At 57.3% G+C, this 20,158-nt stretch carries 16 protein-coding genes; 10 read left to right on the plus strand and 6 right to left on the minus strand.

The features are described from left to right. Positions 1–2 precede the first annotated feature (2 nt). Both hslO and pckA read left to right on the plus strand, forming a co-directional pair. The gene (gene hslO / locus AB3N39_RS19325; RefSeq protein ID WP_161495995.1) at positions 3–887 is read left to right on the plus strand and encodes an Hsp33 family molecular chaperone HslO; all 885 of its coding nucleotides are present in this window, start codon (positions 3–5) and stop codon (positions 885–887) included. 360 nt (positions 888–1,247) lie between these two features. Continuing rightward, positions 1,248–2,867: a phosphoenolpyruvate carboxykinase (ATP) gene (gene pckA, locus AB3N39_RS19330; protein ID WP_023309493.1), complete on the plus strand. Its 1,620-nt coding sequence runs from the start codon at positions 1,248–1,250 to the stop codon at positions 2,865–2,867. A gap of 66 nt (positions 2,868–2,933) precedes the next feature. Here pckA and envZ read toward each other — a convergent pair whose 3' ends face one another. After that, a complete protein-coding gene (envZ, locus tag AB3N39_RS19335; protein ID WP_023309494.1) occupies positions 2,934–4,280 on the minus strand; it encodes a two-component system sensor histidine kinase EnvZ in 1,347 nt (448 codons plus the stop codon). Continuing rightward, complete coding sequence (ompR, locus tag AB3N39_RS19340; RefSeq protein WP_001157751.1) at positions 4,277–4,996, minus strand: two-component system response regulator OmpR; 720 nt, start codon at positions 4,994–4,996, stop codon at positions 4,277–4,279. The genes envZ and ompR overlap by 4 nt, the downstream gene beginning before the upstream one ends. A gap of 232 nt (positions 4,997–5,228) precedes the next feature. Here ompR and greB point away from each other — a divergent pair, with 232 nt between their 5' ends. From greB to feoC, 5 genes are all read left to right on the plus strand, one after another. Continuing rightward, positions 5,229–5,702 (plus strand): transcription elongation factor GreB, encoded by a 474-nt coding sequence (greB, locus tag AB3N39_RS19345; RefSeq protein WP_133295259.1) that lies wholly within the window; start codon positions 5,229–5,231, stop codon positions 5,700–5,702. An 88-nt stretch (positions 5,703–5,790) separates the two neighbouring features. Beyond that, on the plus strand, positions 5,791–8,121 hold the full coding sequence (locus AB3N39_RS19350; RefSeq protein WP_115876851.1) for a Tex family protein: 2,331 nt from the start codon (positions 5,791–5,793) through the stop codon (positions 8,119–8,121). Positions 8,122–8,424: 303 nt separating this feature from the next. Then, positions 8,425–8,652 carry a ferrous iron transporter A gene (gene feoA, locus AB3N39_RS19355; protein WP_008503050.1) on the plus strand — a complete coding sequence of 76 codons (228 nt, stop codon included), beginning with the start codon at positions 8,425–8,427 and terminating at the stop codon, positions 8,650–8,652. Positions 8,653–8,682: 30 nt separating this feature from the next. Beyond that, positions 8,683–11,001: a Fe(2+) transporter permease subunit FeoB gene (gene feoB / locus AB3N39_RS19360; protein ID WP_367896957.1), complete on the plus strand. Its 2,319-nt coding sequence runs from the start codon at positions 8,683–8,685 to the stop codon at positions 10,999–11,001. A 10-nt stretch (positions 11,002–11,011) separates the two neighbouring features. Further along, positions 11,012–11,248, plus strand: a complete 237-nt coding sequence (gene feoC, locus AB3N39_RS19365; protein WP_048976275.1) for a [Fe-S]-dependent transcriptional repressor FeoC — start codon at positions 11,012–11,014, stop codon at positions 11,246–11,248. Positions 11,249–11,281: 33 nt separating this feature from the next. Here feoC and AB3N39_RS19370 read toward each other — a convergent pair whose 3' ends face one another. Beyond that, on the minus strand, positions 11,282–11,551 hold the full coding sequence (locus AB3N39_RS19370) for a YdgH/BhsA/McbA-like domain containing protein (protein WP_048976276.1): 270 nt from the start codon (positions 11,549–11,551) through the stop codon (positions 11,282–11,284). Between the two features lie 111 nt (positions 11,552–11,662). Then, positions 11,663–12,436: a pimeloyl-ACP methyl ester esterase BioH gene (gene bioH, locus AB3N39_RS19375; protein ID WP_367896958.1), complete on the minus strand. Its 774-nt coding sequence runs from the start codon at positions 12,434–12,436 to the stop codon at positions 11,663–11,665. Positions 12,437–12,471: 35 nt separating this feature from the next. Here bioH and gntX point away from each other — a divergent pair, with 35 nt between their 5' ends. The 3 genes from gntX (at position 12,472) to gntT (ending at position 15,425) form a co-directional block, all read left to right on the plus strand. Further along, positions 12,472–13,155, plus strand: coding sequence for a DNA utilization protein GntX (gene gntX, locus AB3N39_RS19380; RefSeq protein ID WP_127732505.1), 684 nt, complete (start codon positions 12,472–12,474; stop codon positions 13,153–13,155). A 61-nt stretch (positions 13,156–13,216) separates the two neighbouring features. Continuing rightward, positions 13,217–13,792, plus strand: a complete 576-nt coding sequence (gene nfuA, locus AB3N39_RS19385) for a Fe-S biogenesis protein NfuA (RefSeq protein ID WP_008503055.1) — start codon at positions 13,217–13,219, stop codon at positions 13,790–13,792. A 316-nt stretch (positions 13,793–14,108) separates the two neighbouring features. Continuing rightward, complete coding sequence (gntT, locus tag AB3N39_RS19390; protein WP_367896959.1) at positions 14,109–15,425, plus strand: gluconate transporter; 1,317 nt, start codon at positions 14,109–14,111, stop codon at positions 15,423–15,425. Between the two features lie 87 nt (positions 15,426–15,512). Here gntT and malQ read toward each other — a convergent pair whose 3' ends face one another. Next, positions 15,513–17,591, minus strand: a complete 2,079-nt coding sequence (gene malQ / locus AB3N39_RS19395) for a 4-alpha-glucanotransferase (RefSeq protein ID WP_223580651.1) — start codon at positions 17,589–17,591, stop codon at positions 15,513–15,515. A 9-nt stretch (positions 17,592–17,600) separates the two neighbouring features. Further along, positions 17,601–19,994 carry a maltodextrin phosphorylase gene (gene malP, locus AB3N39_RS19400; protein ID WP_367896960.1) on the minus strand — a complete coding sequence of 798 codons (2,394 nt, stop codon included), beginning with the start codon at positions 19,992–19,994 and terminating at the stop codon, positions 17,601–17,603. Positions 19,995–20,158 lie beyond the last annotated feature (164 nt).

The following is a 20,158-nucleotide window of genomic DNA, read 5'->3' on the forward strand; positions in this document are numbered from 1 at the left end:
AGATGAAAATGGCCCAACACGACCAATTACACCGCTATCTGTTTGAACAATTCGCCGTGCGCGGCGAGCTGGTCACCGTATCCGAAACCTGGAAACAGATTCTGGAAAACCACAATTACCCGCTGCCGGTGAAGACCCTGTTGGGCGAACTGCTGGTTGCCACCAGCCTGCTTACCGCAACGCTGAAGTTTGCCGGGGATATCACCGTGCAGCTGCAGGGCGACGGCCCGATGACGCTGGCGGTCATCAACGGCAATAACCAGCAGCAGATGCGCGGCGTGGCGCGCGTTCAGGGCGACGTGCCCGAGAATGCTGACCTCAAAACGCTGGTAGGTAATGGCTACCTGGTGATCACCATCTCCCCAGAGGAAGGTGAGCGCTATCAGGGCGTGGTCGGTCTGGAAGGCGATACCCTGGCAGCCTGCCTGGAAGATTACTTCATGCGCTCCGAGCAGCTGCCGACGCGTCTGTTCATCCGCACCGGTGAAGTGGACGGCCAGCCTGCTGCGGGCGGTATGCTGCTGCAGGTTCTGCCTGCCCAGGACGCTCAGACCAATGATTTTGAGCACCTGGCGACGCTGACCGAAACCATCAAGGCGGAAGAGCTGTTCAACCTGTCGGCGACAGACGTGCTGTGGCGTCTGTACCACGAAGAAGAAGTGACCGTCTACGACCCGCAGTCCGTGGAGTTTAAGTGCACCTGCTCCCGCGAGCGCTGCGCTGGCGCACTGAAAACCCTGCCGGATGAAGAGATCGACAGCATCATGGCGGAAGACGGCGAAATTGATATGCACTGTGACTACTGCGGTACGCACTATGTATTCAATTCGATGGATATCGCTGAGATCCGCAACAACGCCTCCCCGGCGGATCCGCAGGTTCATTAAACCTCTCTTCCCCTCACCTTAACCTTCTCCCCAAAGGGGAGAGGGCTGGGCTGAGGGGCAAAAAACTCCACCCAAGCTGAATCGTTTTCCCAATGTAACTCTTACGTAATTTTCTTACGTGTATGCGATTACATTCACATTCTTTCCGATAAAATCACCAGCCTTTAACCTTTTCGGAACATTTTCCCCACCCAAAAAGCGATTCCTGCGATAATCCGCCTGCGCCGTGACTGGAGTCGCAGCGTTTTCCGTTAGTAAGGGTTTTGTCCAGATGCGTGAATCTATGAGCCCCGTCGCGGTAAACAACCTCAGAAAAACCCTACAATTTCAGGCAGTACATATTGGCTAAGGAGCAGTGATATGCGTGTTACTGGTTTAACCCCGCAAGATCTCAAGGCTTATGGTATTCACGACGTCCAGGAAATCGTCTACAACCCCGACTACGATACGCTGTATCAGGAAGAGCTCAATCCAGCACTGGAAGGATACGAGCGTGGTGTGTTGACGAATCTTGGTGCTATCGCCGTCGATACCGGTATCTTTACCGGTCGTTCGCCGAAAGATAAGTATATCGTCCGAGACGAAACCACCCGCGATACGCTGTGGTGGGCTGACAAGGGCAAAGGGAAGAACGACAACAAACCGCTCTCCCCGGAAACCTGGCAGCACCTGAAAGGGCTCGTCACCCATCAACTTTCCGGCAAGCGTTTGTTTATTGTCGACGCTTTCTGCGGCGCTAACGCCGATACCCGTCTCTCCGTGCGTTTTATCACCGAAGTGGCCTGGCAGGCGCATTTCGTGAAAAACATGTTTATCCGTCCAACCGACGAAGAGCTGCAGGACTTCACCCCTGATTTCATCGTGATGAACGGCGCGAAATGCACCAACCCACAGTGGAAAGAGCAGGGTCTGAACTCCGAAAACTTTGTGGCCTTCAACCTGACCGAGCGTATCCAGCTGATCGGCGGTACCTGGTACGGCGGCGAAATGAAGAAAGGGATGTTCTCCGTCATGAACTACCTGCTGCCGCTACGGGGCATTGCCTCCATGCACTGCTCTGCTAACGTCGGTGAAAAAGGCGACGTGGCGGTCTTCTTCGGCCTGTCCGGCACCGGTAAAACCACCCTGTCCACCGATCCAAAACGTCGCCTGATTGGCGATGACGAACACGGCTGGGATGACGATGGCGTATTCAACTTTGAAGGCGGCTGCTACGCGAAGACCATTCGCCTGTCTGAAGAGGCCGAGCCGGATATCTTCCACGCGATCCGTCGCGATGCGCTGCTGGAAAACGTCACCGTGCGTGCCGACGGCTCCATCGACTTCGACGATGCGTCGAAAACGGAAAACACCCGCGTCTCTTATCCGATCTACCACATCGACAATATCGTGAAGCCGGTGTCAAAAGCGGGTCATGCCACGAAGGTTATTTTCCTGACGGCGGATGCGTTCGGCGTTCTGCCTCCGGTGTCTCGCCTGACGGCCAGCCAAACGCAGTACCACTTCCTTTCCGGTTTCACCGCCAAGCTGGCGGGTACCGAGCGCGGCGTGACGGAGCCAACCCCAACCTTCTCCGCCTGCTTCGGCGCAGCCTTCCTGTCGCTGCACCCGACGCAGTATGCTGAAGTGCTGGTGAAACGCATGCAGGCATCCGGCGCGCAGGCATACCTGGTGAACACCGGCTGGAACGGCACCGGCAAACGTATCTCTATCAAAGATACCCGCGCCATTATCGACGCCATTCTGGATGGTTCTCTGGACGACGCCGAAACCTTCACGCTGCCGATGTTTGACCTGGCGATCCCAACGTCGCTGCCGGGTGTGGATACGCATATCCTCGACCCGCGCAATACGTACGGTTCTCCGGAGCAGTGGCGTGAGAAGGCGGAATCGCTGGCGAAGCTGTTTATCGAGAACTTCGAGAAGTATACCGATACCCCGGCGGGTGCTGCGCTAGTGAGTGCGGGTCCAAAACTGTAGTCCATGTCGGGTGGCGGCTTCGCCTTACCCGACCTACAAAAAAGGGTGGCTCGTGCCACCCTTTTTTCAACTCTCTTTCACCTGCCCCCGCGTCACCGGTACCGGCAGCCAGGCGCGAATGCTCAACCCACCGCGCTCGCTGGTTCCAATCTCCAGCAGCCCGTTATGGTTATCAATAATACGCTGCACTATCGCCAGGCCTAAGCCCGTACCGCTGGTGCTGCGCGCGCTGTCGCCGCGCACAAACGGCTGGAACAGATGCTTACGCTGCTCGGGCTTGATGCCTGGACCGTCGTCTTCCACCTGGAACCAGGCGCGGTTGAGCTCAGACCCACTGCTGACCTTAATCCAGCCGTTGCCGTAGCGCGCCGCGTTGACCACCATGTTGGCGACCGCACGTTTAATGGAGAGCGGGTGCATACGAACCTGAATTTCACCGGCCTGAAGGTCGGTATCAATCTCGCGCTCGTAGCCGCTTTCCGCCGCCACGACTTCGCCCAGCACCGCGTTCAGATCCGCCATCTCCATTGGCATCTCCTGCCCGGTGCGCAGGTAGTCGATGAACTGCTCAATGATGGCGTTACACTCTTCAATGTCCTTATTGATGGACTCGGCAAGGTAACCGTCCTCTTCTCCCATCATCTCCGTCGCCAGACGAATACGCGTTAGCGGCGTGCGCAGGTCGTGGCTGACGCCCGCCATCAGCAGCGTACGGTCATCCGCCAGCTGCTTCACGCCTGCCGCCATATGGTTAAAGGCACGCGTCACTGAACGGACTTCCGAGGCGCCATACTCGCGCAGCGGAGGAGGAATAATCCCTTTACCGACCTGCAGCGCAGCGTGCTCCAGGTCGACCAGAGGTCGGTTCTGTATACGGATAAATAGCCACGCGCCGCCTATCGCCAGCAGCATAATCGCCAGGGTATAGCGGAACAGCGGTGAGAAATCGCCCTGATGGATTTCGGTCAGCGGAACGCGAACCCAAATATTGGGTGACAGCCAGGTTTTCAGCCAGACGACGGGCGAGCTTTTGTTGACCTCAACGCGCACTTCCGTTGGACCGCCCAGCTGCTGCGCCATCTGCTGGCTGAGGAATTCGTAGTGCTGCGCCCAGCGCAGGCCAGCGTCTTCCGCCGCTTCGTTGGAATAGAGCGAAATGCCCAGTTCACGGTAGATTTCACGGCGAAACGCCGGAGGAACGACGAGCTGCGTGCCGTCCTCCAGCTGCAGCTTATCGGTCATCAGCATACGGACTTCGTAGGCCAGGACCTTATTGAACTGCTGGAGGCTCGGCAGGATCGCAAAGTTCAACACCACCAGGTAGGTCGTCACCAGGCTGACGAACAGCAGGGTGACGATCAGTAACAGGGTGCGGGCAAACGAGCTTCGCGGCGAGAAGCGCATTCGCCTCATGCTTTAGAGCCGTCCGGGACGAACACGTAGCCCAGACCCCATACGGTCTGAATATAACGAGGATGCGCCGGATCTTCTTCCACCATGCGGCGCAGACGGGAGATCTGCACGTCGATAGAGCGTTCCATTGCGGAGTATTCGCGACCGCGCGCCAGGTTCATCAGCTTGTCACGGGAAAGCGGTTCACGCGGGTGGCTGACCAGCGCTTTCAGTACCGCAAACTCGCCGCTGGTGAGCGGCATTGGCTCATCTTCACGGAACATCTCGCGCGTGCCGAGGTTCAGCTTGAACTTGCCGAAGGCAATAACGGCTTCTTCCTGCGACGGCGCGCCCGGCAGCTCGTTCGCCTGACGTCGCAGCACGGCGCGAATACGTGCCAGCAGTTCACGCGGGTTAAACGGTTTTGGAATGTAGTCGTCCGCGCCGATTTCGAGGCCCACGATACGGTCAACTTCCTCGCCCTTCGCCGTCACCATGATAATCGGCATCGGGTTGCTCTGGCTGCGCAGACGGCGGCAAATAGAAAGCCCGTCTTCGCCAGGCAGCATCAGGTCGAGAACCATCAGGTGGAAAGATTCACGGGTCAGCAGACGGTCCATCTGCTCAGCGTTCGCGACGCTACGAACCTGGAAGCCCTGCTCGGTCAGATAACGCTCCAGCAGCGCACGCAGGCGCATGTCGTCATCCACGACCAGAATTTTGTAGTTCTCTTGCATTGTGTGTACTCCCAAAGGTTCGGATAGTCTTTGTAACAGCGTATTCTAAAAAAGTGCACGTATTCGACCAGTTAATTCTGGTATAAATTCTAGTCGAAATTGTTACAAAGCATATTTAACAGCAGCTTATCTGCTCATTTCATCACATAAATCATTATTAATCCTGTCTGTTACACTGTGTGGTACGTATTGTGCGCAAGACAGTTAACCGGCAGGCAGCAAAGGCTTTACCATGAAAACGCCCCTGATCACCCGCGAAGGGTACGAAAAGCTCAAAAAAGAGATGGATTACCTCTGGCGCGAAGAGCGTCCTGAAGTAACCAAAAAGGTGACCTGGGCGGCAAGCCTGGGCGATCGCAGCGAAAACGCTGACTACCAGTACAACAAAAAGCGGCTACGCGAAATTGACCGCCGGGTTCGCTATCTGACGAAGTGCCTCGAGAATCTTAAAATTGTCGATTACTCTCCGCAGCAGGAGGGCAAAGTGTTCTTCGGCGCGTGGGTGGAGATTGAAAACGACGATGGTGACACCCTGCGTTTTCGCATTGTCGGCTACGATGAAATTTTTGGTCGTAAGGATTACATCTCCATCGACTCCCCGATGGCCCGCGCGCTGCTGAAAAAGGAAGTGGGCGATCTGGCCATCGTTCAGACTCCAGCTGGTGAAGCCAGCTGGTACGTCAATGAGATCATCTACGTAAAATAGTCCGAGAGCGCCCTCCCCGGCTGGCATTTTGCCGTGTCAGCCCGTATAACTATCCCCTGATTTTTTCGACTCAACAGATGATAAAGCCATGATGAATGATTCGCTCTGCCGCATTATTGCGGGTGATATTCAGGCCAGAGCCGAACAGGTAGAAGCTGCCGTTCGCCTGCTTGATGAAGGGAACACCGTGCCGTTTATTGCACGCTATCGTAAGGAAGTCACCGGCGGTCTGGATGACACGCAGCTGCGTAACCTGGAGACCCGTCTCGGTTATCTGCGCGAACTGGAAGAACGTCGTCAGGCGATCCTCAAATCCATCGGCGAACAGGGCAAACTGACCAGCGATCTGGAAAGCGCCATTAACGGCACCCTGAGCAAAACCGAATTAGAAGATCTCTATCTGCCGTACAAACCGAAGCGCCGCACGCGCGGGCAGATTGCGATTGAAGCGGGCCTTGAGCCGCTGGCCGACCTGCTGTGGAACGAGCCATCGCACGATCCGGAAACCGAAGCGGCGAAATTTATCGACGCTGACAAAGGCGTGGCGGACACCAAGGCCGCCCTCGACGGCGCACGCTACATTCTGATGGAGCGCTTCGCCGAAGACGCCGCGCTGCTCGCTAAAGTGCGTGATTACCTGTGGAAGAATGCCCACATCGTCTCTACCGTCGTCGCGGGTAAAGAGGAAGAAGGCGCGAAATTCCGCGACTATTTCGATCACCACGAACCGATTTCCACCACCCCTTCCCACCGCGCGCTGGCAATGTTCCGCGGCCGCAACGAAGGCGTGCTCCAGCTCTCCCTGAACGCCGATCCGCAGTTTGACGAGCCGCCGAAAGAGAGCCACTGCGAGCAGATCATTATCGACCATCTCGGCCTGCGCCTGAACAACGCCCCGGCGGACAGCTGGCGTAAAGGCGTAGTAAGCTGGACCTGGCGCATCAAGGTGCTGATGCACCTCGAAACCGAGCTGATGGGCACCGTGCGCGAACGCGCCGAAGATGAAGCGATTAACGTCTTCGCCCGTAACCTGCACGACCTGCTGATGGCCGCCCCTGCCGGCCTGCGCGCGACAATGGGTCTCGACCCGGGTCTGCGTACCGGCGTGAAGGTCGCTGTGGTTGACGGCACCGGCAAGCTGGTGGCGACCGATACCATTTATCCGCACACCGGCCAGGCAGCGAAAGCGGCCGTCGTGGTGGCGGCGCTTTGCGAAAAATACAACGTCGAGCTGGTTGCCATCGGCAACGGTACGGCCTCTCGTGAAACCGAGCGTTTTTACCTCGACGTGCAGAAGCAGTTCCCGAAAGTGACGGCACAGAAAGTGATCGTCAGCGAGGCCGGGGCATCCGTCTATTCCGCGTCCGAGCTGGCGGCCCAGGAATTCCCGGACCTGGACGTTTCCCTGCGCGGGGCAGTTTCTATCGCTCGCCGCCTGCAGGATCCGCTGGCGGAGCTGGTGAAGATCGATCCGAAATCCATCGGCGTGGGCCAGTATCAGCATGACGTGAGCCAGACTCAGCTGGCGCGCAAGCTGGATGCGGTGGTGGAAGACTGCGTAAACGCCGTCGGCGTTGACCTGAACACCGCCTCCGTTCCCCTGCTGACCCGCGTGGCGGGCTTAACCCGCATGATGGCGCAGAACATCGTCGCCTGGCGTGATGAGAACGGCCAGTTCCAGAACCGTCAGCAGCTGCTGAAGGTGAGCCGTCTGGGGCCAAAAGCCTTTGAGCAGTGTGCGGGCTTCCTGCGCATCAACCACGGCGATAACCCGCTGGATGCCTCCACCGTGCACCCGGAGGCGTACCCTGTGGTGGAACGCATCCTGGCCGCCACCCAGCAGGCGCTGAAAGATCTCATGGGTGACAGCAGCGCCCTGCGCAACCTGCAAGCCGTTGATTTCACCGACGACAAATTTGGTGTGCCAACCGTCACCGACATTATTAAAGAGCTGGAAAAGCCGGGCCGCGATCCGCGTCCTGAGTTCAAAACGGCGACCTTTGCCGACGGCGTGGAAACCATGAACGACCTGCTGCCCGGCATGGTGCTGGAAGGCGCGGTGACCAACGTCACCAACTTTGGCGCGTTCGTGGATATCGGCGTGCATCAGGATGGTCTGGTGCATATCTCATCCCTTGCCGACAAGTTCGTTGAAGACCCGCACACCGTGGTCAAAGCGGGCGACATCGTGAAGGTCAAAGTGCTGGAAGTGGATCTGCAGCGCAAGCGTATCGCGCTGACCATGCGTCTGGACGAGCAGCCGGGCGACACCAACGCGCGCCGCGGCGGCAATGGCGGAGGCCGCGAACAGCAGCGTCCCGCCGCGAAAGCGGCAAAACCGCGCGGACGTGATACTCAGCCTGCAGGCAACAGCGCGATGATGGATGCGCTGGCGGCTGCGATGGGTAAAAAACGCTAAGGTTGTAAATGCCCCTCACCCTAACCCTCTCCCCAGAAGGGAGAGGGCCGGGATGAGGGGAATAATCATATCGAAATATATGAAACCGATTGCATAGCCATATTTAAACCACTAATTATCACCCCGTTAACAAATACTCCCCTTTTCGTTTTCCAGGCAATTCAGCAAATATTGAGCAAGGTCAAACAGGCCGTAAATTAATACCGCAAACAACATTCCGTCACAGTTTTAATATTGCTGATAAAAACTATTCTCATTATCATCCCATAGTAGATAATTTAACCTTTCGTGGAATCAGGCGTTATGCAATTCACTCCAGACAGTGCATGGAAGATTACCGGTTTTACCCGCGAAATTAGCCCTGCCTATCGGCAAAAGCTGCTGTCGCTGGGCATGCTGCCCGGCTCGTCATTCCAGGTCGTGCGCGTGGCGCCGCTGGGCGATCCGGTTCATATCGAAACCCGCCGCGTAAATCTGGTGCTGCGTAAGAAAGACCTCGCGTTAATAGAAGTCGAAGCCTTATCCCGATAACAAGCCAGCGGTTTCAGTGAGTCTAAAAAAATGAAAAAGTTAACTATTGGCTTAATTGGCAATCCTAATTCCGGCAAGACCACCCTTTTTAACCAGCTGACCGGGGCTCGCCAGCGCGTGGGCAACTGGGCGGGCGTGACGGTTGAGCGTAAAGAGGGCCAGTTCACGACGACAGACAACCAGGTGACGCTGGTTGACCTTCCCGGCACCTACTCCTTAACCACCATTTCGTCGCAAACCTCGCTCGATGAGCAAATCGCCTGTCACTATATTCTTGGCGGCGACGCGGACCTGCTGATCAACGTGGTCGACGCCTCAAACCTCGAGCGTAACCTCTATCTGACGCTGCAGCTGCTTGAGCTGGGTATCCCCTGCATCGTGGCGCTCAACATGCTCGACATCGCAGAGAAACAAAAGCTGCGCATCGACGTCGATGCCCTCTCCTCGCGCCTGGGGTGCCCGGTCGTTCCGCTGGTCTCGACGCGCGCTCGCGGTATTGATGCGCTGAAGCTGGCCATTGACCGTCACGCGGGAAATCGCGACGTTGAGCTTGTGCATTACGCGCAGCCTCTCCTGCGTGAAGCCAACGTGCTGGCGCAGGAGATGGACAACAGTATGCCTGCGAAACAGCGGCTGTGGCTTGGACTGCAGATGCTGGAAGGCGATATCTACAGCCGCGCCTACGCCGGACATGCGGCCGATAAGCTGGACGCGACGGTGGCTCGTCTTAGCGACGAGCTGGACGACCCGGCGCTGCATATCGCCGATGCGCGTTACCAGGCCATAGCCTCGATTTGCGACGTTGTCAGTAACGCCCTGACGGCAGAGCCCAGCCGCTTTACGGCGGCGGTGGATAAGGTCGTGCTTAACCGCTTCCTCGGTTTGCCCATCTTCCTGCTGGTCATGTACGTGATGTTCCTGCTCGCCATTAACATCGGCGGCGCACTCCAGCCTATTTTCGACGCCGGTTCCGTCGCGGTCTTCGTGCACGGCATTCAGTGGGTGGGATACACCCTTCACTTCCCGGAATGGTTAACCATCTTCCTCGCGCAGGGGATCGGCGGCGGTATCAACACCGTTCTGCCTCTGGTGCCGCAGATCGGCATGATGTATCTGTTCCTCTCGTTCCTGGAAGATTCCGGCTACATGGCGCGCGCCGCGTTCGTGATGGATCGTCTGATGCAGGCGCTGGGTCTGCCGGGTAAATCCTTCGTCCCGCTGATTGTCGGCTTCGGCTGTAACGTACCGTCGGTGATGGGCGCACGCACCCTGGATGCGCCGCGTGAACGTCTGATGACCATCATGATGGCGCCGTTTATGTCCTGCGGTGCCCGTCTGGCCATCTTTGCGGTCTTTGCCGCAGCCTTCTTTGGTCAGCAGGGCGCGCTGGCGGTCTTCTCGCTGTATGTGCTGGGCATCGTGATGGCGATCCTCACCGGTCTGATGCTGAAGCACACCATCATGCGCGGTGAAGCGTCACCGTTTGTAATGGAGCTGCCGGTGTATCACGTGCCGCATCTGAAAAGCCTGGCGATCCAGACCTGGCAGCGCCTGAAGGGCTTTGTGCTGCGCGCCGGTAAGGTGATTGTCATCGTCAGCATTTTCCTGAGCGCGCTGAACAGCTTCACCCTCAGCGGACAGGCGGCAGATAACATTAACGACTCTGCCCTCGCCTCCGTCAGCCGCGTCATCACGCCGGTCTTCAAACCGATTGGCGTGCATGAGGATAACTGGCAGGCAACCGTCGGGCTGTTTACCGGCGCAATGGCAAAAGAGGTGGTTGTCGGTACCCTGAACACGCTCTACACCGCCGAGAACATTCAGGAGCAGGAATTTAATCCGGCAGAGTTTCATCTCGGTGATGAACTGCTGGGTGCCGTAGAGGAGACCTGGCAGAGCCTGAAGGACACCTTCAGCCTGAGCGTGCTGGCGAACCCGATTGAAGCGAGCAAAGGCGACGGTGAAATGGCGACGGGTGCCATGGGGGTGATGAGCGAGAAATTTGGCAGCGCGTCCGCCGCCTATAGCTACCTCATCTTTGTTCTGCTCTACATTCCGTGCATCTCCGTGATGGGGGCGATTGCTCGCGAGTCCAGCCGCGGCTGGATGGGCTTCTCCATCCTGTGGGGGTTAAACATTGCGTACTCGCTTTCGACGCTCTTTTATCAAACCGTTAATTTCAGCCAGCATCCGCGCTACAGCCTGGTCTGCATTCTCGCGGTTGTGCTGTTTAACGTGATAGTGCTCGGTTTGCTGCGGCGTGCGCGCAGCCGCGTCGACATCGACCTGCTGGCAAACCGTAAAACCGCCGCGACCTGCTGCAGCAGCCCGGCGGGCGACTGTCACTAAGGAGTAAACCATGGCATCGTTGATTCAGGTTCGTGACCTGCTGGCACTGCAGGGGCGAATGGAGGCGAAACAGCTGAGCCTCAGCCTGCATACGCCGCAGCCGATGATCGATGCCATGCTGGAAAGACTGGAAGCCATGGGGAAAGCCGTGCGGATTCAGGAAGAAGCGGACGGTTGTCTCTCCGGCAGTTGTAAAAGCTGTCCGGAAGGAAAGGCCTGCCTCAGGGAGTGGTGGACGCTGCGTTAACAAAGCCGGGCATCGCTGCCCGGCTTTATCGTATTACTTGTAGACGTCCGCCGTTGCGCGTACGTTTTTGGTCTGTTTTTCTGCACTGGTGACGACGTAGTACGTTCCGCCCAGCTCATCCGCTTTCTTCGACAGCTCTCTGCGAGCATCCATCGGCGCGGTGGTGTCAGACGTAGAAATCTCACCAATTTTCGTCAGATTCATGCTGGCAACTTTATCTTTTTCCAGCTCTTTTGCCGCAAAGACGCCAAATGACAGTGACCCAATAACCAGAGAAGTGACAATACCTGTAACAAGTTTCATAGCCTGACTCTCCATAGGATTGTTGTTTTGATTATCGAAGGCAGAACAACCGCAACGACATCTGGAGTATGGTTGCGGTGTGTTACTTTTTCCAGGCAGGATAGAAAATAATCAGTCGAAACGTTGACTTAACGCAATCAGCGCTGAACAAAATTCCGTCGGATGAGAGATAAACGGGGCATGTGCGGCTTTGGCAACGATCTGCGATTCGCTGTCCGGCCAAAGCGAATCCAGCAGCGGAACCACTTTGCGCGGCACAATCCCATCGAGATAACCGTAGATACGCAGGTGCGGCACCGTCAGCGCGGCCAGCGGCTCGCGCAGGTCAACCGTTTTCAGGAGCTCAAGTCCGCCGTTTAGCACCTCAACCTCCGGCATCGGCAGCGAAAGCACGGTCTGCTTCAGCGTACGGGCATCCTTACGCGCGGTTTCGGTACCCATCGTCTGCAGCGCGAGGAACCGCTCTACGGTCCGCTGGAAATCGTCGCTCAGCTGCTGCTGAAAGCCCGCCAGTACCTCGGGTTTTATCCCTGGCCACGCGTCCTGCGCGCTAAAACAGGGCGACGACGCCACGGTCACTAGCGCTTTTACGCGGTCAGGTCTCGACAGCGCAATCTGGCTCGCCACCAGCCCGCCCAGGCTCCAGCCCAGCCAGATGGCATTTTGCGGAGCAGCGTTCAGAACCTGCTCCGCCATCTCATCAAGCGACATGGCCCCAAAACCGCGGCTGCGGCCATAACCCGGCAAATCCACCAGATGCAGCGTGAAATGCGAGGCGAGTTCCTCGCTTACGCAACGCCATACTTCAGCATTCAGTCCCCATCCGTGCAGCAGCACAAGATGGCAATTTCCTGTCCCGACGGTCTGCCACCACAGCGTCTTCATCAGTTACTGTTCTCTTTTTCACATGGAGGTTGCACATGCTAACAGTACCTGGGTTGTGCTGGCTATGCCGAATGCCGCTGGCACTAGGCGGGTGGGGCATCTGCTCCGTCTGTACGCGATCGCTGCAATGGCGTATCGGGATCTGCCCACAATGTGGTTTACCGGCCACGAATCCCGCTTTGCCCTGTGGCCGTTGCCTGAAAAAGTCCCCGCCGTGGAGCGCGATGGTGGCGGTGGATGATTATGTTCCACCGCTGAACAGGCTGATCCACGCGCTGAAGTTTTCCGGGCAGAGCTCGCTGGCACAGCCCCTTGCTCGCCTGCTGTTGCTGGCGGTTTTGCAGGCGCGACGTCAGCGGGCACTGCCGAAAATCGACATGGTGGTGAGTGTCCCCCTTTACCGACGTCGTCACTGGCGGCGCGGCTATAACCAGAGTGACCTGCTCTGCCGTCCCCTCGCACGGTGGCTCGGCTGTCGGTATGATGCCCGCGCGCTGACACGTGTTCATGCCACCGCCATCCAGCATCAGCTCAGCGCCCGGCTTCGCAAAAGAAACCTCAAAAACGCCTTTCGCCTTGAATTGCCGGTCGACGGGCTCCATATCGCGATTGTGGATGATGTTGTCACCACAGGCAGTACCGTTGCTGAACTTTCCCGACTGCTTTTGCAAAGCGGCGCCGCGTCGGTTCAGGTATGGTGTCTGTGCCGTACCTTGTAGCCCTTCTTCAATGGGCGTATGATTATACCCAGGTAATTTAGTCAACTATTAGGCCAAAGCTATGATCCGTATTTCCGATTCTGCACAAGCGCACTTTGCCAAACTGCTGGCAAATCAGGAAGAAGGGACGCAGATCCGTGTGTTTGTGATCAATCCAGGCACGCCGAATGCAGAATGTGGTGTTTCTTATTGTCCTCCGGACGCTGTGGAAGCTACTGACACTGCCCTTAAGTTTGAACAGCTCACCGCCTATGTTGATGAGCTGAGCGCACCGTATCTTGAAGATGCGGAGATCGACTTCGTCACCGATCAGTTGGGTTCTCAGCTAACCCTGAAAGCGCCGAACGCGAAAATGCGTAAAGTGTCTGACGATGCCCCTCTGATGGAGCGCGTTGAGTATCTGCTGCAATCCCAGATCAACCCACAGCTGGCGGGCCACGGCGGCCGTGTTTCCCTGATGGAAATCACCGACGAAGGTTTTGCCATTCTGCAGTTTGGCGGCGGCTGTAACGGCTGTTCAATGGTCGATGTCACCCTGAAAGAAGGGATCGAGAAGCAGCTGCTGAACGAGTTCCCGGAACTGAAAGGCGTGCGTGACCTGACCGAACACCAGCGCGGCGAGCACTCTTACTACTAATTCAGCGCCCGTCTGTATTGCCCGGTGGCGCTGCGCTTACCGGGCCTACAAAACCCTGCTCCCCCTCTTCGCTCCCCTCTATATGTTGACCTGCGTCTCATAATTCACATTTTGCCTGCCAGGGTGATTCTCAATCACGTCATGTTACCCGTATCATTCTCATGGGCACTAAGCACACCCATAACAGCCGACTAAACTTAATCGTTTAAAAGGCATCAGTATTAGTGCCGTTACTTCTCTGTTCCCAGTTGGGACAATCGGAATTTGTCGTTGAAACAATGACGTTACCCATAACAATTCAAAGGCCAGGTAAATCATGCCATTAGTCATCGTTGCTATCGGTGTTGTGTTATTACTGCTCTTGATGATCCGTTTCAAAATGAACGGATTTATCGCTCTGGTTCTGGTGGCACTTGCAGTCGGTCTGATGCAGGGGATGCCGCTGGTGAAAGTTATCAGCTCGATTAAAGCCGGTGTCGGCGGCACGCTCGGCAGCCTGGCATTGATCATGGGCTTCGGCGCCATGCTCGGTAAAATGCTGGCGGACTGCGGGGGCGCGCAGCGTATTGCCACCACGCTTATCGACAAATTCGGTAAGAAGAACATTCAGTGGGCAGTGGTGTTAACCGGCTTTACCGTTGGTTTCGCGCTGTTCTATGAAGTGGGCTTCGTATTGATGCTGCCGCTGGTGTTCACCATTGCGGCTGCCGCGAGCATCCCGCTGCTGTATGTCGGCGTGCCAATGGCTGCGGCGCTGTCCGTGACCCACGGCTTCCTGCCGCCGCACCCGGGTCCAACCGCTATCGCGACCATCTTCCACGCGGATATGGGTAAAACTCTGCTGTTCGGTACGATTCTGGCGATCCCGACGGTGATTCTGGCCGGCCCGGTTTATGCCCGCTTCCTGAAAGGCATTGATAAGCCGATTCCGGAAGGTCTGTACAGCGCCAAAACCTTCACCGAAGAAGAGATGCCGGGCTTTGGCGTCAGCGTCTGGACCTCCCTGGTACCGGTGATCCTGATGGCGATGCGCGCCGTGGCGGAGATGATCCTGCCTAAAGGTCATGCGTTCCTGTCCGTGGCGGAATTCCTGGGTGACCCGGTGATGGCAACGCTGATTGCCGTGCTGATCGCGATGTTCACCTTCGGTTTGAACCGTGGCCGCTCCATGGATCAGATCAACGACACGCTGACCTCTTCAATCAAAATCATTGCCATGATGCTCCTGATCATCGGCGGTGGCGGTGCATTCAAGCAGGTTCTGGTCGACAGCGGCGTGGACAAATACATCGCCGCCATGATGCATGAAACCAACGTATCACCGCTCCTGATGGCCTGGTCTATTGCCGCGGTTCTGCGTATTGCGCTGGGTTCAGCGACCGTTGCGGCGATCACCGCAGGCGGTATCGTTGCCCCGCTGATTGCGACCACGGGCGTAAGCCCTGAGCTGATGGTTATCGCCGTCGGTTCCGGTAGCGTGATTTTCTCTCACGTTAACGACCCTGGCTTCTGGCTGTTCAAGGAGTACTTCAACCTGACGATCGGTGAAACCATCAAGTCCTGGTCCGCGCTGGAAACCATTATTTCGGTGTGTGGTCTGGTCGGGGTGCTGCTGCTCAACATAGTGGTCTGATGCCCTAAGTCGGGTGGCGGCTACGCCTTACCCGACCTGCATGAGCACCGCCTGATAATAAAAAACCCGCCACTGGCGGGTTTTTTATTACTTCTTACCAGCAGCTTTTCGCCGCTTATCCAAATCCTTGATCAGCCTGTTCACCCCATCATCGGCAAACATCGCCTCAAGCGTGGTGGACAGCTTTCGACGCCAGTTCTTGTACTGATAGCTGGTGCCTGGGATGTTCACCGGCTCCGCCATATCAATCCAGTCTTCCGGCTGCAGCCCCAGCAGAGCGCTGTTGCTGTCGGCAATATAGCGCTGCAAACCGCGGTTGAGGGTCGCGGTCATCGACATCAATGACGCTTTATGTCCCGCACGTTTCGGCAGACAGCCCTGCTTGTGCAGCGCATCCAGTAGCCCCTGTTTGGAAAGCTCGCGATCCTGATACAGGCCGCGTAACACCTCCTCATCAGGATACAGGCCCAGCGTTTTGCCAAGGGTCAGATCGCCGCTTTCCCAATAGCCACGAAGCGTAGGAAGGTCATGCGTCGTCGCGACTGCCATTGACTGTTCAGGGTACGCTTGCGGCGCGCGGAAGGTTTTCTCATGGTCGTTTTCAAAATAGAGCACTTTATAGGAGTAGACGCCGCTGTCGCGGAGCTTGCTGACAATTTCCACCGGCACGGTACCGAGATCTTCACCGATCACCATGCACTGATGGCGCTTGCTTTCCAGGGCCAGGATCGACAGCAGATCGTCAACCGGATACTGCACATACGCCCCGTGATCGGCCGTTTCACCGTACGGGATCCACCACAGACGCAGCACGGACATTACGTGGTCAATACGCAGCGCGCCGCAGTTTTGCATGTTAGCGCGCAGCAGGTCGATAAACGGCTCGTAGGCGCGCTCCGCCATGACGTGCGGATCCATCGGCGGCAATCCCCAGTTCTGGCCCAGCGGGCCAAGGATATCCGGCGGCGCGCCGACAGAGGCTTTCAGACAGTAAAGCTCACGGTCACACCAGGTCTCCGCGCCGCCTTCCGCCACGCCCACGGCCAGATCGCGGTACAGGCCAATCGGCATTTTATAGCCCTGGCTCACCTGCCAGCAGGCGGCAAACTGGCTGTAAGCCAGCCACTGCAGCCACAGGTAGAAGTCCACTTCATCGGCATTTTTTTTACAGAACGCTTTCACTTCAGGCGTGTCGACGCTCTGATACGCTTCGGGCCAGACCGGCCAGCCCCAGCGCATTTCGTCCTCTTTTACCTGATATGCGTGCAGCGCATCGAACGCCGCCTGCCAGTACAGGCTCTCGCCCTCCTGCGTCACGAACTGGCGGAACGCCGCCATCTGCTCGTCATCGCGCTGCGAAAAGCCTTTCCACGCCAGACGCAGCGCGGCCATTTTCAGCGCCGTGACGGTGGAATAGTCTACCCAGTCGGCTTCGCGCGCCTGCTTCAGCGCCTGCTGTGTGGTGCTGAGTTTCCACCACGCCTGCGCCTCTTTGCTGTTTTTGAAATCATCTAAGGCGTTAACGTCGATATAAATAACGTTCAGCCAGCGACGGGACGACGGACTATACGGGCTGGCGCTCTCCGGGTTGGCCGGATAGAGCGCGTGGATCGGGTTGAGACCGATAAACGCGCCGCCGCGCTCGCCCACGGATGCCAGCATCTTTTTCAGATCGCCAAAATCACCGATGCCCCAGTTGCTGTCGGAACGCAGAGTGTAGAGCTGCACGCAGGCGCCCCACAGCTTTTTGCCTTCAAGCAGCGCCTGCGGCTCGTAGCAGCGTTTTGGCGCGACGATCACCCGGCAGTGGAAACGCAGATCGTCCTGGGTGAGCGTTAAGGTGTGATACCCCTCCGGCAGCTTTGCCGGAAGGTTTAACGTTTTGCCGCCGGTGGCGTGGCCTTTATGCTGATGCCCCTCTTCGGTGGTAAGAAGCCAGCTAAACTCGCCGCGCCCCTCCACCGCCAGCGGCATCTTTTTGCCTGCGGTGAATACCTTCACGTTCGGCACCGGAGCAGCCGACGCTTTCGCGTCGGTTTTGTGCATGGCATCCAGCAAACGTCTTTTGGTGTCCGCACCAATAGACTGCGGTTTGCCGTGCGCATTGATGTAACTGAGGCTAATTCCCGCCGCCTGCGCGGCACTGTCCAGACGTTTACTCTCCATCGCGCTTCCTTAGCGTTTTGCCTGCCAGATACGGGCCTGATAATCACGGATTGAGCGGTCAGAGCTGAACATACCGCAGCGGGCGGTATTCAGGATGCACGCGCGGGTCCACGCTTCCTGGTCGCGATACAGCACGTCGACCTGCTTTTGCGCTTCAACGTAGGCCGTGAAGTCCGCCATTACCAGATACGGGTCACCGCCGTGTTTGTCCATGCTGTGCAGCATCTGGTCAAACGCGTGCTTATCGCCGTCGCTGTATTTACCGCTCTCCAGCTCCTTCAGCACCGCATCGAGGACTTTGTCTTTCTTACGCCATTTCACCGGGTCATAGCCTTTGGCCTTGATGGCTTTCACCTCTTCCACGGTATGGCCGAAGATAAAGATGTTCTCTTCGCCCACCTTCTCGGCGATTTCGACGTTCGCCCCGTCGAGCGTGCCGACGGTCAGCGCGCCGTTCAGCGCTAGCTTCATGTTGCCGGTACCGGAGGCTTCTTTTCCTGCGGTTGAGATCTGCTCGGAGATATCCGCCGCCGGGATCAGCATTTCCGCCGCCGAGACGCAGTAGTCCGGCAGGAACACTACCTTCAGCTTGTCGCCCACTTTCGGATCGCTGTTGATCGCCGCCGCCACTTTATTGATGGCGAGGATAATGTTTTTCGCCAGGTAGTAGCCCGGCGCCGCTTTCGCACCGAACAGGAACACGCGCGGCACGCGGTCGGCCTGCGGGTTCTCGCGGATCTCTTTGTACAGCGCCAGAATGTGCAGCAGGTTCAGATGCTGGCGTTTGTACTCGTGCAGACGTTTGATCTGGATATCGAATATGGCGTTCGGGTTGATCTCAATCCCGGTACGCACTTTCACAAACTCCGCCAGGCGAACCTTGTTCTCAAGCTTGATCGTCCGGTACTGCTCGCGGAATTTCGCGTCGTCAGCGTATTTTTCCAGGTTGATGAGCTGGTCCAGATCGTTGGCCCACTCTTTCTTCAGGGTCTTATCCAGCAGGCCGGCCAGCAGCGGGTTGCACTGCTTGATCCAGCGACGCGGCGTGATGCCGTTGGTCACGTTGTGGAATTTGGTTGGCCACAGCTGGTGGTATTCCGGGAAGAGATCTTTGACCACCAGATCCGAGTGCAGCGCCGCCACGCCATTCACCGCAAACCCGCTGACAACGCACATATTCGCCATGCGCACCTGCTTGTCGTGAACCACCGCCAGCTTCGCCCAGACCGACTTGTTGCCCGGCCAGGTTTTATCCACGAGCTTTTTAAACTGGTCGTTAATCTTGTTGATGATCTGCATGTGGCGCGGCAGCAGCGTTTTCACCAGCTTCTCATCCCAGCACTCAAGCGCTTCTGGCATCAGGGTGTGGTTGGTGTAGGCAAAGGTACGGCTGGTGATGGCCCAGGCGTCATCCCAGCTCAGCTGGTGCTCGTCGATCAGCACGCGCAGTAGCTCCGGGATGGCAATGGTCGGGTGCGTGTCGTTGAGCTGAATCACTTCAAAGTCCGGCAGCTGCGCCAGCTTGCGGCCCGCCAGGTGATGACGACGCAGAATGTCCGCCACGGAGCAGGCGCACTGGAAGTACTGTTGCATCAGGCGCAGCTTTTTACCGGCCAGGTGGTTGTCGTTCGGGTAGAGGACTTTGGTCAGCTTCTCGGCATCGATGCCCTGCTGCTCGGCGCGCAGGAAATCGCCGTCGTTGAATTTGGTCAGGTTAAACGGATGCGCGTGCTTCGCCTGCCACAGACGCAGCGGCTGCGCCACGCCGTTACGGTAGCCAAGCACCGGCAGATCCCAGGCTTCGCCAGTGATAGTGAATGCCGGTTCCCAGAAACCCTGCTTTGTCACTTTTCCGCCAATGCCAACCTGTACGTCCAGCTGCGCGTTGTGGCGGAACCACGGATAGGTATTGCGATGCCAGTCGTCCGGCGCTTCCATCTGATGCCCGTCGGCAAACGACTGACGGAACAGGCCGTACTGGTAGTTCAGACCGTAGCCAATCGCCGACTGGCCAACGGTCGCCATGGAGTCAAGGAAGCAGGCCGCCAGGCGTCCCAGGCCGCCGTTGCCCAGCGCCGGGTCAATCTCTTCTTCCAGCAGGTCGGTCAGGTTAATGTCGTGTTCTTTAAGAACGTCACCGACCTCCTGATACCAGCCGAGGTTCAACAGGTTGTTGCCCGTCAGACGGCCAATCAGGAATTCCATTGAAATGTAGTTTACATGGCGCTGGCCTTTTACCGGGTTTGCCAGGGGTTGAGCATCCAGCTGCTCTGCGAGCGCACCGCTCACTGCCTGCCACCACTGGTGAGGCGTCATCTCGTTTGCAGCATGAAGGCCAAAACGCTGCCACTGACGCGTCAGGGCAGCCTGGAATTGAGCTTTGTTGAAAGTAGGCTGTGACATAGGGGATCGGCATCCTTTAGAAAGAAAACACAAGTTGGCGCTAGTGTGCCTGGCTCATTTCCCCTCTTCCTCCTCCTGTGGGGGATTAGACAGGGAGGAGTAGCGGGGATGAGCATAAAAGTGTGATCGAGGCCACTCTCAGAGCATAGTTCGAGTGTGCCCGG

Origin of the sequence: Enterobacter vonholyi (genome assembly GCF_040834095.1) — a bacterium.
Classification (GTDB): Bacteria; Pseudomonadota; Gammaproteobacteria; order Enterobacterales; family Enterobacteriaceae; genus Enterobacter; species Enterobacter vonholyi.

What these genes read in the sequence shown, in the direction of transcription:
- hslO (WP_161495995.1), top strand. Translation starts at nt 3, where the DNA reads ATGAAAATGGCCCAACACGACCAATTACACCGCTATCTGTTTGAACAA.
- pckA (WP_023309493.1), top strand. Translation starts at nt 1,248, where the DNA reads ATGCGTGTTACTGGTTTAACCCCGCAAGATCTCAAGGCTTATGGTATT.
- envZ (WP_023309494.1), bottom strand. Translation starts at nt 4,280, where the DNA reads ATGAGGCGAATGCGCTTCTCGCCGCGAAGCTCGTTTGCCCGCACCCTG.
- ompR (WP_001157751.1), bottom strand. Translation starts at nt 4,996, where the DNA reads ATGCAAGAGAACTACAAAATTCTGGTCGTGGATGACGACATGCGCCTG.
- greB (WP_133295259.1), top strand. Translation starts at nt 5,229, where the DNA reads ATGAAAACGCCCCTGATCACCCGCGAAGGGTACGAAAAGCTCAAAAAA.
- AB3N39_RS19350 (WP_115876851.1), top strand. Translation starts at nt 5,791, where the DNA reads ATGATGAATGATTCGCTCTGCCGCATTATTGCGGGTGATATTCAGGCC.
- feoA (WP_008503050.1), top strand. Translation starts at nt 8,425, where the DNA reads ATGCAATTCACTCCAGACAGTGCATGGAAGATTACCGGTTTTACCCGC.
- feoB (WP_367896957.1), top strand. Translation starts at nt 8,683, where the DNA reads ATGAAAAAGTTAACTATTGGCTTAATTGGCAATCCTAATTCCGGCAAG.
- feoC (WP_048976275.1), top strand. Translation starts at nt 11,012, where the DNA reads ATGGCATCGTTGATTCAGGTTCGTGACCTGCTGGCACTGCAGGGGCGA.
- AB3N39_RS19370 (WP_048976276.1), bottom strand. Translation starts at nt 11,551, where the DNA reads ATGAAACTTGTTACAGGTATTGTCACTTCTCTGGTTATTGGGTCACTG.
- bioH (WP_367896958.1), bottom strand. Translation starts at nt 12,436, where the DNA reads ATGAAGACGCTGTGGTGGCAGACCGTCGGGACAGGAAATTGCCATCTT.
- gntX (WP_127732505.1), top strand. Translation starts at nt 12,472, where the DNA reads ATGCTAACAGTACCTGGGTTGTGCTGGCTATGCCGAATGCCGCTGGCA.
- nfuA (WP_008503055.1), top strand. Translation starts at nt 13,217, where the DNA reads ATGATCCGTATTTCCGATTCTGCACAAGCGCACTTTGCCAAACTGCTG.
- gntT (WP_367896959.1), top strand. Translation starts at nt 14,109, where the DNA reads ATGCCATTAGTCATCGTTGCTATCGGTGTTGTGTTATTACTGCTCTTG.
- malQ (WP_223580651.1), bottom strand. Translation starts at nt 17,591, where the DNA reads ATGGAGAGTAAACGTCTGGACAGTGCCGCGCAGGCGGCGGGAATTAGC.
- malP (WP_367896960.1), bottom strand. Translation starts at nt 19,994, where the DNA reads ATGTCACAGCCTACTTTCAACAAAGCTCAATTCCAGGCTGCCCTGACG.